The organism is Cryptosporangium sp. NPDC048952, assembly GCF_043197895.1.
In the GTDB taxonomy this organism is placed as follows: domain Bacteria; phylum Actinomycetota; class Actinomycetes; order Mycobacteriales; family Cryptosporangiaceae; genus Cryptosporangium.
The window spans coordinates 1,517,024-1,532,666 of the sequence record NZ_JBICTY010000002.1 but is presented as its reverse complement, the minus strand read 5'-3'; the positions used below and the strand labels follow the sequence as shown (position 1 = coordinate 1,532,666).

Sequence of the window (15,643 nt, the reverse complement as noted above, 5' to 3'; positions counted from 1 at the left end):
CCCGGGGGCCGTTACACGACCGGTTGCCGGGGCAGGCGGATCGCTCTTCTGTCATCTGGATTGTTCGAGGGCGGCGCGGACCGCATTGTGGACCTTGCCCTCGAGGGCGGAGCGGATGTCGCCGAGTGTCTCGGCGCGGAGGGCTTCCCGCCAAGCGTCTTCGGCCCGCGTCATCGCCACCATCACGGCGCAGGGGCCGGTCGGCGGCGGGCTGAGCTCGCCTATCAAGCCGCAGCAGCGGATCTCCGCGCAGTGAAACGTCGAGGTCGTGCCCTCGATCGCCTCCACCACGTCCAAGAGAGTGATCTGGTCCAACGAGCGGCCCAGGGAGTACCCGCCGCGTGGACCCGGCGTCGAGGTCAGCAGGCCGTGCTTCACCAGTTGCTGGAGTTGCTTGGTGAGGTAGGGCTCGGACACGTCGTGAGCGCGGGCGAGCAGCGTCACGCTCACCCTGCGGTCGCCGACGGCGCCCAGGTTGAGCAGGGTGTGGATGGCCCATTCGACGCCTTTGCTCATACGCATGATCTGGACATCGTAGATCCGATCAGTGAGGCGACCCACGTTGACCTTCCTATTCTGGATATTTATTATCCAGAATAGGGCTCGAGACGGAGGTGGCATCTAATGAAAGAAGTGTTGGTGCTCGGAGGTGGCTTCGCCGGGGTGTGGAGCGCGGCCTCGGCAGTGCGGGCCGCGCGGGACATCGGAGAGCCGGTGCGGGTCACCCTAGTCTCGGCGGGAGACGACCTTGTCATCCGGCCGCGTCTGTACCAGAGCGACTCGGATCGCATGCGCGTCCCGCTCGACCGCATCCTCGGACCGGTGGGCGTTCGCCGGGTGCCGGCCATCATCAACCGCGTCGATGTCGCCGGAAAAACCGTTCACGCGGTCGATCGCGTCGGCGAAGAACTCCTGTTTCCGTACGACAAGATGATCCTTGCTGCCGGCAGCCAGGTCGTTCGTCCGGTGATCCCGGGCGCCGAGCACCTCTTTGACGTCGACACGCTTCCCTCGGCCACCGCGCTCGACCAGCACCTGCGTCGGTTGCCCGTCGGGCCCGACACGCCCGGCCGGTACACCGCCGTCGTGGTGGGCGCAGGCTTCACCGGCCTCGAGATCGCGACCGAGCTCGGTTCGCGGCTGGAGAGCATCGCGGGCCCGGGCGTCCCGGTACGGGTCGTACTCGTCGATCGCGCCGAGGTGGTCGGTACCGCGCTGGGCAACGGGCCACGTGCTCACATCGAGCAGGCGCTCGCGAAGTTGGACGTCGAATTACGCCTCCGCACGACGGTCGAGGAGCTCAGCGCGACCGAGGTTCGCCTGGCCACCGGCGAGATCATTCCCACCTCGACGGTCGTGTGGACGATCGGGATGCTGGCCAACCCGCTCACTTGGCACGTTCCGGCCGATCGCGACCGGCTCGGCCGCCTGGTCGTCGACGACTTCATGCGCGTGCCGGGAGTACCTGACGTCTACGCCGCCGGTGACACCGCGGCCGCAGCAGTCGACTCCGACCACACCACACTGCAGAGCTGTCAGTTCGCGCAGCCGATGGGCAAGTGCGCTGGGCACAATGCGGTCAGCGACCTGTTCGGGCGCGACCCGCTGAAATTCGCTCCGGATCCCTACAGCAACCACCTCGACCTGGGGCCGGCCGGTGCCGTCGCCACGACGGGCTTCGAACGCGACGTTGTGCACGCCGGCGAGCAGGCCAAGGCCGAGAAGCAGACGATCAACACCCGCTTCATCTATCCGCCGGTGGATTCGGCCGAAGCGCTGCTCGCCCGATCGGGCCTGCTCTCCAACCGGAAAGCGGCCTCGCTGACGTGAGAGGCGTGGCGCTGCGGCCCGGGCCACGCTTCCGAGGACGGAAACGTGGCCCGGGCCGCATCAGGGCCGGAGCTTGTCGGGATTGACTTGCAGGTAGACCCCGGTGACGGTGCCGTCGGCGATCGAGATGTCGACGGTCCCGACGAGATGACCGTCCACCTCGACCACAATGCCGCTTCGCCCGTTCACGGACCGTATCGCGTACGTCGGCGTGTCGACGGCCTTCTTCTCCTGCAGCTGAAGCGACCTGATCAAGTAGCGAGCGACTGCCTCGTTGCCCACGATGGGCTTCAGTGCCGCGCGAACAGCGCCACCACCATCGGCGACCGCCACCGCCTCCGGGTGCAGAACCCGGATCAGGGCCGCCAGGTCTCCTCCTCGGCAGGCGTCCAGGAAGGCGGCCACGACGGTGTCGCGCTGGTCGGTCGCGACATCGAAGCGGCGCTGTCGGCGTAGGTTCTTGCGGGCCGAGACCGCGGACTGCCGGCACGCGGCCGCGCTGACTCCGACCGCCTCGGCGACGTCGGCGAAAGGTACGCCAAACACGTCGTGCAGTATGAAGCTGACTCGCTCGGCCGGCGACAGTCGCTCGAGCGCCACCATGAACGCGAACGAGACCGAGTCGTCCATCGTGACCCGGTCGGCCGGATCCACGGCCATGGAGTCTTCGTAGGCCCGGCCGCTCTCGAGCACGGGCTCCGGCAACCAGACGCCCTGATACTGCTCGCGCTTCGCGCGCGCCGACTTCAGCTGGTCGAGACAGATCCGGCTGACGACTCGGGTCAACCACGCCAATGGTTCCCGCACGCGCGCCCGGTTCTCGTCGCTCAGCTGCTGCCAGCGAAGAACACCTTCGCCGGCGGCGTCCTCGGCGTCGTGTGCCGATCCCAACAGGCGGTACGCGACCCCGAACAGGCGGCCGCGTACCTCGTCGGTGATGCCGAACGTCATGATCGGATCTTCTGCTTGGGGCCCTTCGGCGTGGGGTATGCGCCGGGCTTGACCCGCTCCTTCGCCGGGATGGCCACCGACATCTTGCACACCGACTCCTTGACGCGGGCTCCGAGGCGGCCACCGAGGTGCAAGCGGCGCGGACTGTCGTCGGCGTGCACGATCTGAATGTAGCCGCGCTTGCGGCCCAGACTGATGCACTGGGCCTGGAACCCGATCGAGAGAGGCTTCACTTCTTCCCCGCGGATCTGCGCCAGCACGGTCTCGGCTGCTTTCCCGCCGAGCGGCAGGGCCACGGCACATCCCATGCGCAGGTGATCGCCCAGCGGATCGGACACCACGATCGCATCCCCAGCTCCGACGATGCGCGGCGTGTCGAGACCGCGCAACTCCGCGTCGACCCGCAAACGTCCGTCGGCGGACACCGCGAGCCCGCTCGTCCGGGCGAGGTCGGGGGCCGTGAACGACGTGGCGACGACGCACACATCGGCCTTTTCGACCTGACCGTTAGACAGAACGACCTTGCCGGGCTCGATCCATGTGACGGCGGCTCGCTCGTGGATCTCCACGCCCAGTTTGCGCAGCCCCTTGGTCAGCGAGCGGCGCGCGGCAGGACGCATCGTCGGGACCAGAGCGCCGTCGCACATCAGCACGACCGAGGAGCGTGGGTGCTGCTCAGCTATCTCGCCGGCGGCCTCGACCCCGGTGAAACCGCCTCCGATCACGACGATGCGTGCGCCGTCCCCGGACCTGCGGATGGCGTCGGCGGCTGCTTGTGCACCGTCCAGGTCGCCGAGCAGGAAGCCGTTCTCCCGGCTTCCTGGGATCGCGGCCGAGGCCTTGCTACCGACCGCGTAAACCAGGTGGTCCCAATGCACCGAGATCTCCGACCGGCCGGGACGGGAGACTTGGACGGTGCGGGTATCGGGATCGATGACCTCGACCCGTCCCACCAGCACGTCGGCCGCCGGATGCAAGACGGTGTCGAGAGGGACCAGAGCCGACTGGCGAGTTCCGGCGGCCAGCTCGTGGAACCGGATCCGTTCGACGAACTGGTCGGTCGGGTTGATCACCGTCAGGCGTACCCGCCGCGTCTCGGCGTCGCTCAGCGACCCGAGGAGCCGGTTGGCGGCCAATAAGCCGGCGTAACCGGCCCCGACGACTACGACCTGGATTGGCTCTACCGGAGTGGAATTCATCGCGATCATCACGTCCTTCGATCGGTGGCGCGACTCTGCACGGATGACGAGTCATTGGTGGAGGATGTGAGTACGGCCGGTGTGATCGCTGCCATAGCGGACTGGCAGCCGGTGGTCTGGCCGTTCCCACCCAAGCTCTGGCGACCATCACGGCCGGCGCGGTAATCCATGACGACTCTGGCGAACTGACCCGCGCCCGGGCAGGGCCGGCCTGGTACGCCGACGCCGTCTGGCGTTACGTCCTGGCGTGTCGGTGGCAGCGCATCGCGGAGGAAGAGCCGTTCGTCGGCCGGTGTGCGGAAGTCGGCGACGAGGTCGGCTCCGCGATGGTCGCCGCCCGACTCGTTCGAGACTTGATGCGCCCGCGCCTTCTTCAGCATCGACGCTATCCGCCCCACAGCAAGTGGCTCGGCAGCGCGGTGAGCCGGGTGCCCGATGCGGCCCACCGACCGCGTGATAGACGGCGTTGCCGGCGATGCTGACCGTGATCGCGCCGAGCGCATTCGTCCGAGCGAACCGACGTGCTTCCAGCGACTGCGTCGAGGCAGCGAGCCAGACCCGCGCCGAGGTGGTGGCGTAGGCGTCGACCGCGACTGGCAACAGCCATGCGAGTTCCGGAGCCCATCCAGGGGCCTCGGCCAGTCCGCGGAGCCCGGAGAAGCTCGCCACCGCAGCGGAGGCTGCGGACACCATCATGCCGGCCATGACCCAGCAGTCCCGCCGGATCGCCCGATTACGACCACATCCACGAACTCGTGCTCCTGAACACGGGCATCGCTGAGTCGTACACGCCGCTGGTCCTGACCGACGCGGACGGCACCCGACTCAGTTGGACAGTCGAGCCGACCGCGGACGGCACTGTGCGGGTGAACGCGCGGAGGACTCCTGCGTCCGCGCGTCCTCGCGTCGGTCGAGGGCGCGACGTCGGCACGGGGGTGCTCCTCAACCCGACAGCCCCGCAACAGGCGGGTTCCGGACGAGACGTGGAACCGCCTGCCGATGCCGTTCGGCCAATCAACCGGGCGGCTCCACCCCGTCCGGCGATCAATCACGCCGGGGACTGAACGTACGGCGCGGGGGCGGGGATGCCGACTGGCTCCCCGCCTTCACGTTGTGTCCCAAGCTCCGACCGGACGGGCGTGTCTTAACGTGGTTCGAGCAGCTTTTCCTCGGCCTCGATGTCGTCGGCGCACCGACGCAGGGCGGGCAGCATCCCGCGTAGATCCTCCAGCGTGCGTAGCCCGGTGCTGGTGGCGATGTTCGCGGCGGCGATCACGGCGCCGTTCGTGTCGCGGACCGGTACGGCCACCGCGCGCAGCGCCTCGTGGAGCTCCCGGTCGGCGACGCAGTAGCCCTCGGCGGCCACCCGGGCGAGGACGGTGCGCAGCTGATCCACCGACCCCACCGTCTGCGCGGTGAGCGGCTGCAACTCCACCCGCTCGAGATAGGCGTCCAGCTGGTCGGCAGGCAGGCCGGCCAGCAGGACGCGGCCCATGGCAGTGGCGTAGGCGGGGAACCGCGTCCCGACGTTGATCGCGACCGTCACCATCCCGCTGGCTGGTACCCGCGCCACGTGGACGACCCAGCTGCCGTCGCGGACGGACAGAGCGGTGGTCTCACCCGTCTCCTCCATGAGCGTGCGCAGATGCGGCCGGGCGATGTCGGGGAGCCCCAGCCCGCTCAGGTAGGCATGACCGAGCTCGAGGATCTTCGGAGCCAGGGTGAAGAGCGACCCCTCGGACCGCACGTATCCCAGTTTCTCCAGCGTGAGCAGCGAGCGCCGGACCGTGGCCCTGGTCAGCCCGGTCGCCTTGGCGACGTCGCTGAGGGTTCGAAGTGGGTTGTCCCGGTCGAACGCTTGGATTACCTCCAAGCCGCGGGCCAGCGACTGGACGAAGTCCTCGTCCGTTTTGTCCGCGCTCTGTGGTGTGGTTACCACTATGTCCTCCCGATCCGCTCCCAATGTGGGGCCGATCGTACGCTGTCCGAACGCCGGTGCGTTCGCTGTCCGCACAGTTGTGCGTTCGTCTTCCGCACGACCGTTCGGAGATGTACCGTCCTCGACAAGCCCCCCACCTCCTGGAGGAACGATGACGTTTCGATGGCTGAGAACCGGCACCCTGGTCGCGGCGAGCACCGCCACGGCGCTGCTGCTGGCCGCGTGCGGAGGAGGTTCGTCGTCCTCCTCGTCCGGCGCCCCGACCGCTGGCAAGCCGGTGACCGTCACCGCCGGGTTCATCCCGGTCGTCGACGTCGCCGCGCTCTACCTCGGCGTCGACCAGGGAATCTTCAAGAAGCACGGCATCAACCTGACGATCAAGACCGGCCAGGGCGGTGCGGCGCTGGTTCCGCCGGTCGTCACCGGCGAGTACCAGTTCGCGTTCAGCAACATCGTCTCGGTGATCCAGGCGCAGGCCAAGGGTCTCCCGCTGAAGGTGATCGGGTCGGGCTCGTCGTCGACCGGGCAGGCCGGCAAAGACGTCAGCATGATCCGCGTCCGGGAGGACAGCCCGATCAAGACCGCGGCCGACCTGGCCGGTAAGCGAGTCAGCGTCAACACGCTCGGCAATCTGCTCGAACTGCTGGGCGACACCGCGGTGAACAAGGCCGGTGGCGCGATCGACAGCGTGAACTACGTCGAGATGCCGTTCCCGGACGCGGTCACCGCGCTGAAAGACGGAAAGATCGACGCGATGGTCACGGCCGAGCCGTTCGACACCATCGCGGCGGCGTCGACGAAGACCCGCATCATCGCCTCGCCGTACCTGGACATGAGCCCGTCCAGCCTCACCACGTCGGTGTACTTCAGCTCCGAAGCTCAGCTGAAGAAGGACCCGAAGCTGTTCGAGGCCATCACGGCCGCGATCGACGAGTCGCTCACCTATGCGCAGTCCCACCCCGACGACGTGCGTACGCAGGTCACCGAGTACGCAAAGGTCGCGCCGGACGTCGCCAAGACCATCACTTTGCCGACGTTCGCCCCCGACGTTCCCGAGGCCTCGGTGAAGAACTTCTCCGCGCTGGCCAAGCAGTTCGGCATGACGACCAAGGACGTCAGCTACGACGACCTGGTCTGGTCCGGGAGCGGGCAGTGAGTTCGGTCGACCTCCCCCTTCCGGCGCTGCGCAGCGACCTGCCCCAGGGCAGCCCACGCTGGGCGGTCCGCCGGGCGGAGTGGCGATCACTGGGCATCACCGACGAGGAGATGACCCGGCCCAAGATCGCGATCGTCAACTCGTCGAACGACCTGGCCGCCTGCTTCAGCCACCTGGACGACATCGTCCCGCGGCTGAAGCAGGCCATCCGGGACGCGGGAGGACTGCCGTTCGAAATCCGCACCGCGGCGCCCTCGGACTTCGTCACCAGCAACGGCGCCGGCGGGCGGTACATCCTGCCGACCCGCGACCTGATCGTGAACGACATCGAGGTCGTCGTCGAAGGCGCTCGCCTGGACGGCATGGTGTGCCTGACCTCCTGCGACAAGACCGGCCCGGCGCACCTGATGGCCGCCGGTCGGCTCGACGTCCCGACCGTGCTGGTGGCCTGCGGTTACCAGCGCAACGCGCTGGCCGAGGACGGTGGCCCCGACATCGAAGAGGTGTTCCTGCTCAGCAGCCAGTCCGGGCTCGGCGGAATCTCCGTCGACGAGCTGACCACACTGTCCGAGCGGGCGATCCGCGGTCCCGGCGTGTGCGCAGGCTTGGGCACGGCGAACTCGATGCACATCGCAGCCGAAGCCCTCGGCATGATGCTGCCCGGCACCGCCCCGGTCCGGGCGAACAGCCCGGCGATGTGGGAGGCGGTCGAGGCCGCCGGGCGGCGGATCGTCGAGCTGGTCACCGAGGGCGTGAAGCCCCGTGCGGTGCTCACCGAGGCCGCGATCCGCAACGCCGTCGTCGTCATGCTCGGCATCGGCGCATCGATCAACAGCATCAAACACCTGCAGGCGGTCGCCGAGGAAACCGGTCTGGACGTGGACGTCTGGCGCCTCTACGAGGAGCTCGCGCCGCGCGTGCCGGTGATCGCGGCGGTCCGCCCCAATGGACCACACCTGATCGAGAACCTGGAGGACGCGGGCGGTGCTCGCGGGGTGATGGTGCAGCTCGCATCGCTGCTCGACCTCGACGTGATCGGGGTGTCCGGGCGCCGGCTCGGTGACGTGCTCGCCGACGCTCCGGCCCCGGACACGGAATTCATCCGACCGGTCGACCGGCCGTTCTCGAACACGCCGTCGATCCTGGTCGTGCGCGGTTCGCTGGCCGAGGACGGCGCCGTCGTGAAGCTGCCCGCCGACGAAGAACGGCCATCCCGTTTCGCCGGCCCCGCCCGGTGCTATCCCGGCCGCGAGGAGGCACTCGACGGCCTGGCCCGGGGGGAGATCCGGCCCGGCGACGTCGTCGTCCTGCGTGGCATGGGGGTGCACGGGGGACCGGGAATGGCGATGGCGTCGGCGCTCGTCTTCGCCCTCGAGGGCGCCGGGCTCGGGGAGAAGGTTGCGGTGGTCACCGACGGCCAGCTCTCCGGCCTGGTGAACAAGGGCATCGTCGTCGGTGAGGTGTCGCCGGAGGCCGCCACCGGCGGCCCGCTGGGCCTCGTCGCCGACGGCGACCGGATCGTGATCGACCTGCTGCGACGCACGGTCGACCTCGAAGTCGACGCCGCGACGCTGGCCGGCCGGCGCTCGGCGGAGCCGCACACCGACCGCTCGCGCGGCTGGCTGTCGATCTACGACCGGACCGTGACCACACCGTCCCGGGGCAGCGTGCTGATCACGCCGATCGGAGGCGCCGGATGATGCGCCGCTGGGCCGCGCCGGCGTGCGGCGTCATGATCGCGTTGGCGCTGGCCGAGGTACTGCCGCGAACCGGCCTGTTTCCGAGTGGCTCGGTGCCGCCGCTGAGCTCCGTTCTCGGTGAGCTGGCCGACCTGGCCGGCGGCAGCACGCTCTGGACGGCCGTCGCCCAGACCTGCCGCACCTGGGCGATCGGTTTGGTCCTCGCGGTCGTGGCCGGCGTCGTCGTCGGCGTCGTGATCGGCTCGGTCCCGTGGCTGCGTGCGGCGACGGCCTCGACCGTGGAGTTCCTGCGCCCGATCCCGTCGGTGGCGCTGATCCCCGCGGTCATCCTGATCGTCGGGACCGGCTTCCGGTCGGGCGTGGTGCTGATCGTGTACGCGGCGTTCTGGCAGGTGCTGCTGGAGGTCCTCTACGGCGTCCAGGACGTCGACCCGGTCGCCGCGCAGACCGCCCGGTCCTACCGTTTCGGCGTCTGGGACACCGTCCGGCACGTCGTGTGGCCGACGACCCTGCCCTACGCGGTCACCGGAATCCGGTTGGCCGCCTCGGTGGCGCTGGTGCTCGCGATCACCGGCGAGCTGGTGATCGGCACGCCCGGCGTCGGCAACCTGATCGCTACCGCCCAGAGCGGCGGCGCGATCACCACGATGTACGCGTTGGTGCTGGTCACCGGCGTTCTCGGTGCGCTGGTCAACCTGGTGACCCGGCTGGTCGAGCGACGGTTCCTGCACTGGCACCCGTCGGTGCGCCGAGATCTGGAGGCGGTGTGAAGACCCTCGGTTTGCGCCTCGCGCAGGCGCTCGGCCTCCCGGTGGTGCTCCTGGCGGTCTGGTGGTTCGCGACGCTGGACAGCACCAACTTCTACTCGCCGCCGCTGCGCGACATCCTCGACCGGTTCCGGGAACTCTGGCTGTTCGCCCGGTTCACCGACGACGTGCTGCCGTCGCTGTGGCGGCTCGCGGCCGGCTACCTGGCCGCGGCCGTGGCCGGCATCGCGCTGGGCGTGGCGCTCGGGCTCACCCGCACACTGCGCCGGGCCGCGGAACCGGTGCTGGAGTTCGTCCGGTCGATCCCGCCGACCGTGTTGGTGCCGGTGATCGCCCTGATCGCGGGCATCGGCGACACGTCGAAGATCATCGTGATCGCCTCCGGCTGCGTCTGGCCGGTCCTGCTCAACACGATCGAGGGCGTCCGGGCCGCGGACGAGGTCATGAGCGACACCTGCCGCACGTTCGGCATCCGGGGAGCGGCGCGCCTGCGCCACCACGTGCTGCCGGACGCGTCACCGCAGATCGCGGCCGGGCTCCGGCAAGCGCTGTCGATCGGCCTGATCCTGATGGTGATCAGCGAGATGTTCGCGGCGACGGACGGGCTCGGTTTCAGCATCGTCCAGTTCCAGCGGAATTTCTCGATCCCGGAGATGTGGAGCGGAATCCTCCTGCTGGGAATCATTGGTTTTGTCCTCTCCGTCACGTTTGCCGTGATCGAGAAGCGGGTTCTCCGGTGGTACCTGGGCCTGCGCGCAGCACAGAGGAAGGGTGCCTGATGTCTGACATGGTGCAGGTCACGGGACTGAAGAAGACGTACGACGGAGGCGGCAGGCGGGTCGAGGCGATCGGGAACATCACGTTCACGGTTCCCCGCTCGCAGTTCGCGTGCATCGTCGGCCCGTCCGGCGCCGGCAAGACCACGCTGCTCAAGTGCCTCGCAGGTCTGCTGGAACCGACGTCCGGCGAGATCCGGATCGAGGGCAGCCCGGTCACCGGACCGCCGCCGGGCATGGCCGTGGTCTTCCAGGAGTACGGGCGCAGCCTGTTCCCGTGGAAGACCGTGCAGCAGAACGTCGAGTTGCCGTTGCGCGTGAAGGGCACTGCGAAGGACGTACGGCGGCAGCAGGTCAGCGAGGCGCTCGCCGCGGTCGGCCTCGACGACGCGGGCGATGCGTATCCGTGGCAGCTCTCCGGTGGCATGCAGCAGCGCGTCGCGATCGCCCGGGCGATTGCGTACCAGCCGCACGTCCTGCTGATGGACGAGCCGTTCGCCGCCGTCGACGCGCAGACTCGCGCGGATCTGGAAGACCTGGTCCGCTCGCTCTGGCGGACGCTCGGCATCACCACGCTGTTCGTCACCCACGACGTCGACGAGGCGGTCTACCTGGGTGAGCGGGTGCTGGTCCTGTCGGCCTCCCCGACGCTGATCCTGGACGACATCGCGGTGGATCTCCCCGCCGAACGGGACCAGGTGGACACCAGGTCGTCGGCTTCGTTCGCCGCACTGCGCGCCCGGGTGCACCACGGCATCCAGGCGGCCAAGGCGGGCAAACGGAAGCTGGAGGTACCCGTATGAGGCCGGTCGTGTTCGTCGGCTCGCTCGGCACCACCACCGACATGTGGGAGCCGCAGGTCACGCGGCTCGCCGGCAGCGCCCGGGTGATCCTGGTGGACCTGCCGGGCCACGGCAGTGCGCCGTCGGACGGCGACTCCACCACGATCGACGCTCTGGCCGCCGGGGTCCTCGCGACGCTGGACGATCTGGACGTGTCGGAAGCCGACCTCGTCGGGCTGTCGCTGGGTGGCACCGTCGCCACCGCGGTGGCCGTGGCGGCTCCCGCGCGGGTTCGCACCCTGACGGTGATCAACGCCCCGATGTTCGCCGACGACCCCGAGTTCTGGCGTCGCCGGGCGGAGACCGTCCTGACCGACGGCGTCGCCCCGCTGACCGAGGGACTGCTGGGGCGGTGGTACGCGCCGTCGACGAACCCTGACGCGCTGATCACTCGGACGATCGACGGTCTGCGCGCGGTCGATCGGCAGGGATACGCGGCGTGCTGCCGCGCGATCGCCGGCACCGACCTGAGGGCCTCGCTGAGCTCCTTGCCGATGCCGGTCCTCGCGGTGCTCGGCACGCAGGACGCGGTCGTGTCCGCTCATCACGCTCGGCTGCTCGCCTCCGCGGCCCCGCAGGGGCGCCTGGCGGAGCTCGACGCCGGACATCTGCTCAGCCAGGAGGTACCCGACGAGCTGCACCGCCTGCTGACCGAACACTGGGGAGCCATGCCGAACGCCGTCATTCGCGAACCCGCGCGGGTCACCCCGGTAATGGGGGAGTGGGAGGTCGTCGTCCTCGGCGGCGGCCCCGCCGGCATCGCGACCGCGACCGCCGCGGCCCGCGCGGGCCGGAGCACGCTGCTCGTCGAGAAGGGCGGGTTCCTCGGCGGGGCCGGCACCGCCGGCGGCCTGAGCACGATCTGCGGGATGTACTCCAACGTCCACGGCGAACACGTGCTGACCGTCCGTGGACACGCGGTGGACCTGCTGGAACGGATCGACCGGCTCGGCGGCCTGCGCGGCCCGCACCTGTCGTTCGCCGACCGCATCCAGGCTCAGGCCTACGACATCCCGGCGTACCGCAAGGCCGCCGACGACCACGTCCTCGCCGCCGGCGCGGAGCTGCTGTTCCACGCGTTCGCAGTCGGCGCGGTGACGGAGGACGGCCGGGTGACCGGCGTTGTCGTGGAATCGAAGTCCGGACGGGGTGTGCTGCGCGGCGACGTGTTCGTGGACTGCTCCGGCGACGGTGACCTGCTGGCATGGACCGGTACCGAGCACGTGAAGCCGCCACCGACCGAGATGCTCTACCCGTCCACGATGTTCCGGATCAACGGAGTCGATGCGGCCGCGGCCGGACCGGCGTGGAAGACGTTACCGAAACTGATGGACGCCGCGGTCGCGGCCGGCCGCCCGGCGTTCCCCCGGCGCGGCGCGATCGTGCGGCCGCAGCGCGACGAGATCGAGTGGCGGGCCAACGCGACCCAGCTGCGCAACATCGACGGGACGGCGCTGGACGGCACCGACGTCTGGCACTTGACGCTCGGCGAGATCCAGGGCCGCGGCCAGGCCCAGGAGGTGTTCGAGTTCATCCGGGACAACGCGCCCGGGTTCGCCGGCTCGTACATCGTCGACATGGGGCCGGAGATCGGGATCCGGGAGACCCGACGGCTGATCGGGCAGTACGTCCTCACCGAGGACGACGTCCGGTCCTGCGCTACGTTCGACGACACGATCGGGCTCAACGGCTGGCCGGTCGAGGCCCACGTCGACGGCGATCTGGACATCCGCTGGCCCTATGGCGACGACCCGGTCGGCTACAACGGCTTGCCCTACCGGATGCTCGTGCCGCGCAGCGGACCGCCCAATCTGCTCGTGGCCGGTCGCTGCGCGTCGATGACGCACGGGGGCCAGTCCGCGGCGCGCGTCGCCGGGCCGTGTTTCGCGATGGGCCAGGCCGCGGGGACCGCGGCCGACCTGGCGTTGAAGCACGGCGTCGGCGTCGGCGGGATCGACGTGGCGGAACTGCGCGCGCGACTGCTCGACGAGGGGGCCTGCCTTGCGGTTGAGTGACGCCGATCAGCGGATGCTCGACGGCGCCGACGGCGAGGCCGTCCGGGCCGCGATGGATCTGCTCGTGCGATACGGCGACCTGATGGGAGCCGAGCGCCTGATCGACACCGACAACGTGTGCGGCGCGAACATCTTCGGTCCCCGGCACTCCCGGGTGCTCGGCACGACCGATCCATCGCGGTTGTTCTCGCGCTTCTCGCTCGATCTGACTTCTCCGGTGGAGGTGCCCGCATTCCGCGCCCACAGCTGCCAGCTGATCGGGCCCCGGGACCGGGAGAACTGGGAGCTGCAGGGGCTGTCGGCCGCCGACGCCGCGGCGATGGACTCCAGCGAGCGCTACCTGGCCGAGAAAGGCGTCGACCTTTTCAACACCTGCACGCCGTACCAGGTCGGGAACGTACCGCAGTTCGGCGAGCACTGCGCCTGGATGGAGTCCTCGGCCGTCGTCTACATCAACTCGGTGCTGGGCGCGCGGACGAACACCGAGGGACGGGAGTCCTCGGCGGCGTCGATGCTGACCGGACGCACGCCCTACTGCGGCTTCCATCTCGACGAACGTCGCCGGGCCACGCATGCGATCGACGTCCGGATCCCGGTCGTGACCACCGAGGACTGGAATGTCTTCGGCTATTGGGTCGGGTCGGTCGTGGAGGATGCGGTACCGGTGCTGCGTGGCGACGGCCTGCGGCCGACGCTGCCACAGCTCAAGCAGTTCGGCGCGGCCGCGGCATCGTCCGGGGACGTCGAGATGTACCACCTGCCGGGGGCGACGCCGGAGGCCGAGTCGCTCGGCGGTGGCTTCATCGACGCGGTCTCGGTTTACGACGAGGAGGCCCGGCGTGACACGGTGGCCTCGTTGTGCCGCACCGCGACCGACCGGGACGTCGACTTCGTGATGATCGGCTGCCCGCACGCGTCGCTCGAACAGGTGCACGAGGTGGCGCGGTTGCTGGAGGGCCGGCGGGTCTCCTCGACGCTCTGGGTGTTCACGCCGTCGTTGCTCCGATCGCGCGCGGCCGCTGATGGGACCCTGGCGGTGATCGAAGCGGCCGGGGCCCGGGTGCTGGCGGACACCTGCCCGGCGATCGGCCAGTTCCTGCCCCCGAGCACGAAGGTCTTCGCCACGGACTCGGCCAAGCAGGTCCACTACCTGCCGGCCATTGCCGGTGTCCAAGGCTGGTTCGGGAGTGTCGAGGACTGCGTCCGCGCCGCGATCACCGGGCGGTGGACCCGTGACTGAGCCGGCACCGTCGACCGGCCGAGGGGTGCTGGCGGGACGCGGGGTGCTGCCCGGTGTCGCGATCGGGCCGGCGCTGGTCTGCACGGCACCGGTCTCGGGCTGGGGCGGCATCAACCCGGCGAACGGGACGATCGTGGAGAGCGGACACCCGCAACGGGGAGCCAGCTTCGCCGGGGGTGTACTGATCCTGCCGGGTGCCAAGGGGTCGTCCGGGTGGTCGGGCCAGTTCCACCTGGCCAAACTGCAGGGCACCGCGCCGGTCGCGATCGTTTTCGAGCGGATGAACTCGAAGCTCGCTCTGGGGCTGGTGGTTCTCGACATCCCCGCCATCACCGATCTCGATCGGACCGGGCTGGCCGAGATCCGGACCGGGGACTTCGTCCGGGTCGACGGCACGGCCGGGACTCTGACCCGCCTGAGTGAGAGGGCCGTCTCGTGAGCGATCGTTTCAGGGGTAAGACCGTGCTGGTCACCGGAGCGTCCAGCGGTATCGGACGGGGCCTGGCGCTGGCCTGCGCGGCCGAGGGAGCGACGCTGCACGTCGCCGACGTCGACGCTGAGGGTCTCGAGCGACTGGCCTCTTCGACCGGCGCCCGCCCGCACGTGTGCGACGTGCGGGATCCGTCCGCCAACGAGGAACTGGTGGCGGCGGTCGGCGATCTGGACGTCGCGTTTCTCAACGCGGGTGTAAACGGCGCCCCGTCGTTGCTCCAGCCCGGCGGCACGCTCGACACGCTCCCGCCGTCCGAATGGAGCCGGGTCCTGCGGATCAATCTGGACGGTCTGTTCTACGGACTACAGGCCTGCGCGCGAGTGATGAAGCCGCGCCGGAACGGGTCGGTCGTGGTCACCGCCTCGACGGCCGGCCTTCGTGCGGAACCCCGGGTCAGCTACCCGTACGTGGCGTCGAAAGCCGCAGCGGTCGGGCTGGTCAAGCAAGCGGCCCTGGAGCTGGCGCCGTTCGGTGTCCGGGTGAATGCGATTGCCCCTGGACCGGTGGTCACCAACATCGGGGGCGCGAAGCGGTCGCCGGAGGGCGCGGCGGCCTGGCAGCGGACGATCCCGCTGGGCCGCTGGGGTCAGGTACCGGACGTAGTCGGCCTGGCCTTGCTGCTCGCCTCGGACGACGCCGGCTGGATGACCGGCGGAATCCACGTGGTGGACGGCGGAGCTGGTGCGCTGACCCAGATCACCGCCGACGAGCTGCCCGGTCCGGCGGACCAATGAT

At 69.6% G+C, this 15,643-nt stretch carries 14 protein-coding genes and 2 pseudogenes; 11 read left to right on the top strand and 5 right to left on the bottom strand.

The genetic code is table 11. From position 1 onward, the window contains the following. Positions 1-51 precede the first annotated feature (51 nt). Complete coding sequence (locus ACGFY5_RS15450) at positions 52-522, bottom strand: RrF2 family transcriptional regulator (RefSeq protein WP_392720273.1); 471 nt, start codon at positions 520-522, stop codon at positions 52-54. A 102-nt stretch (positions 523-624) separates the two neighbouring features. Between ACGFY5_RS15450 and ACGFY5_RS15445 the strand changes: the two genes are divergently transcribed. Beyond that, positions 625-1,830: an NAD(P)/FAD-dependent oxidoreductase gene (locus ACGFY5_RS15445; protein WP_392720272.1), complete on the top strand. Its 1,206-nt coding sequence runs from the start codon at positions 625-627 to the stop codon at positions 1,828-1,830. Positions 1,831-1,890: 60 nt separating this feature from the next. Here ACGFY5_RS15445 and sigJ read toward each other — a convergent pair whose 3' ends face one another. Both sigJ and ACGFY5_RS15435 read right to left on the bottom strand, forming a co-directional pair. Further along, positions 1,891-2,781 carry an RNA polymerase sigma factor SigJ gene (gene sigJ / locus ACGFY5_RS15440; protein WP_392720271.1) on the bottom strand — a complete coding sequence of 297 codons (891 nt, stop codon included), beginning with the start codon at positions 2,779-2,781 and terminating at the stop codon, positions 1,891-1,893. Then, the gene (locus ACGFY5_RS15435) at positions 2,778-3,980 is read right to left on the bottom strand and encodes an NAD(P)/FAD-dependent oxidoreductase (RefSeq protein WP_392720270.1); all 1,203 of its coding nucleotides are present in this window, start codon (positions 3,978-3,980) and stop codon (positions 2,778-2,780) included. The genes sigJ and ACGFY5_RS15435 overlap by 4 nt, the downstream gene beginning before the upstream one ends. A gap of 107 nt (positions 3,981-4,087) precedes the next feature. Between ACGFY5_RS15435 and ACGFY5_RS15430 the strand changes: the two are divergent. Further along, a pseudogene (locus tag ACGFY5_RS15430) lies at positions 4,088-4,423 on the top strand (DUF4037 domain-containing protein); the annotation flags it as partial. A 70-nt stretch (positions 4,424-4,493) separates the two neighbouring features. On the opposite strand, the pseudogene ACGFY5_RS15425 reads toward ACGFY5_RS15430, so the two are convergent. Both ACGFY5_RS15425 and ACGFY5_RS15420 read right to left on the bottom strand, forming a co-directional pair. Then, positions 4,494-4,673 (bottom strand): annotated as a pseudogene (locus ACGFY5_RS15425) (DUF2637 domain-containing protein); the annotation flags it as partial. Positions 4,674-5,124: 451 nt separating this feature from the next. Further along, entirely contained in the window at positions 5,125-5,922 is a 798-nt protein-coding gene (locus ACGFY5_RS15420; protein WP_392720525.1) for an IclR family transcriptional regulator C-terminal domain-containing protein, read from the bottom strand. A 148-nt stretch (positions 5,923-6,070) separates the two neighbouring features. Between ACGFY5_RS15420 and ACGFY5_RS15415 the strand changes: the two genes are divergently transcribed. The 9 genes from ACGFY5_RS15415 to ACGFY5_RS15375 are packed head-to-tail and all read left to right on the top strand — an operon-like array spanning position 6,071 to position 15,642. After that, positions 6,071-7,075: an ABC transporter substrate-binding protein gene (locus ACGFY5_RS15415; protein WP_392720269.1), complete on the top strand. Its 1,005-nt coding sequence runs from the start codon at positions 6,071-6,073 to the stop codon at positions 7,073-7,075. Beyond that, complete coding sequence (locus ACGFY5_RS15410; RefSeq protein WP_392720268.1) at positions 7,072-8,775, top strand: dihydroxy-acid dehydratase; 1,704 nt, start codon at positions 7,072-7,074, stop codon at positions 8,773-8,775. Before ACGFY5_RS15415 ends, ACGFY5_RS15410 begins: the two co-directional genes overlap by 4 nt. Next, on the top strand, positions 8,775-9,545 hold the full coding sequence (locus ACGFY5_RS15405) for an ABC transporter permease (RefSeq protein ID WP_392720524.1): 771 nt from the start codon (positions 8,775-8,777) through the stop codon (positions 9,543-9,545). The genes ACGFY5_RS15410 and ACGFY5_RS15405 overlap by 1 nt, the downstream gene beginning before the upstream one ends. Beyond that, positions 9,542-10,321, top strand: coding sequence for an ABC transporter permease (locus ACGFY5_RS15400; RefSeq protein WP_392720267.1), 780 nt, complete (start codon positions 9,542-9,544; stop codon positions 10,319-10,321). Before ACGFY5_RS15405 ends, ACGFY5_RS15400 begins: the two co-directional genes overlap by 4 nt. Further along, on the top strand, positions 10,321-11,121 hold the full coding sequence (locus ACGFY5_RS15395; RefSeq protein WP_392720266.1) for an ABC transporter ATP-binding protein: 801 nt from the start codon (positions 10,321-10,323) through the stop codon (positions 11,119-11,121). Before ACGFY5_RS15400 ends, ACGFY5_RS15395 begins: the two co-directional genes overlap by 1 nt. After that, positions 11,118-13,175 carry an alpha/beta fold hydrolase gene (locus tag ACGFY5_RS15390; protein ID WP_392720265.1) on the top strand — a complete coding sequence of 686 codons (2,058 nt, stop codon included), beginning with the start codon at positions 11,118-11,120 and terminating at the stop codon, positions 13,173-13,175. The genes ACGFY5_RS15395 and ACGFY5_RS15390 overlap by 4 nt, the downstream gene beginning before the upstream one ends. Further along, positions 13,162-14,415, top strand: coding sequence for an aconitase X (locus ACGFY5_RS15385; RefSeq protein ID WP_392720264.1), 1,254 nt, complete (start codon positions 13,162-13,164; stop codon positions 14,413-14,415). Before ACGFY5_RS15390 ends, ACGFY5_RS15385 begins: the two co-directional genes overlap by 14 nt. Then, on the top strand, positions 14,408-14,854 hold the full coding sequence (locus tag ACGFY5_RS15380; protein ID WP_392720263.1) for an aconitase X swivel domain-containing protein: 447 nt from the start codon (positions 14,408-14,410) through the stop codon (positions 14,852-14,854). Before ACGFY5_RS15385 ends, ACGFY5_RS15380 begins: the two co-directional genes overlap by 8 nt. After that, positions 14,851-15,642 carry an SDR family NAD(P)-dependent oxidoreductase gene (locus ACGFY5_RS15375; RefSeq protein WP_392720262.1) on the top strand — a complete coding sequence of 264 codons (792 nt, stop codon included), beginning with the start codon at positions 14,851-14,853 and terminating at the stop codon, positions 15,640-15,642. Before ACGFY5_RS15380 ends, ACGFY5_RS15375 begins: the two co-directional genes overlap by 4 nt. Position 15,643: the final 1 nt, after the last annotated feature.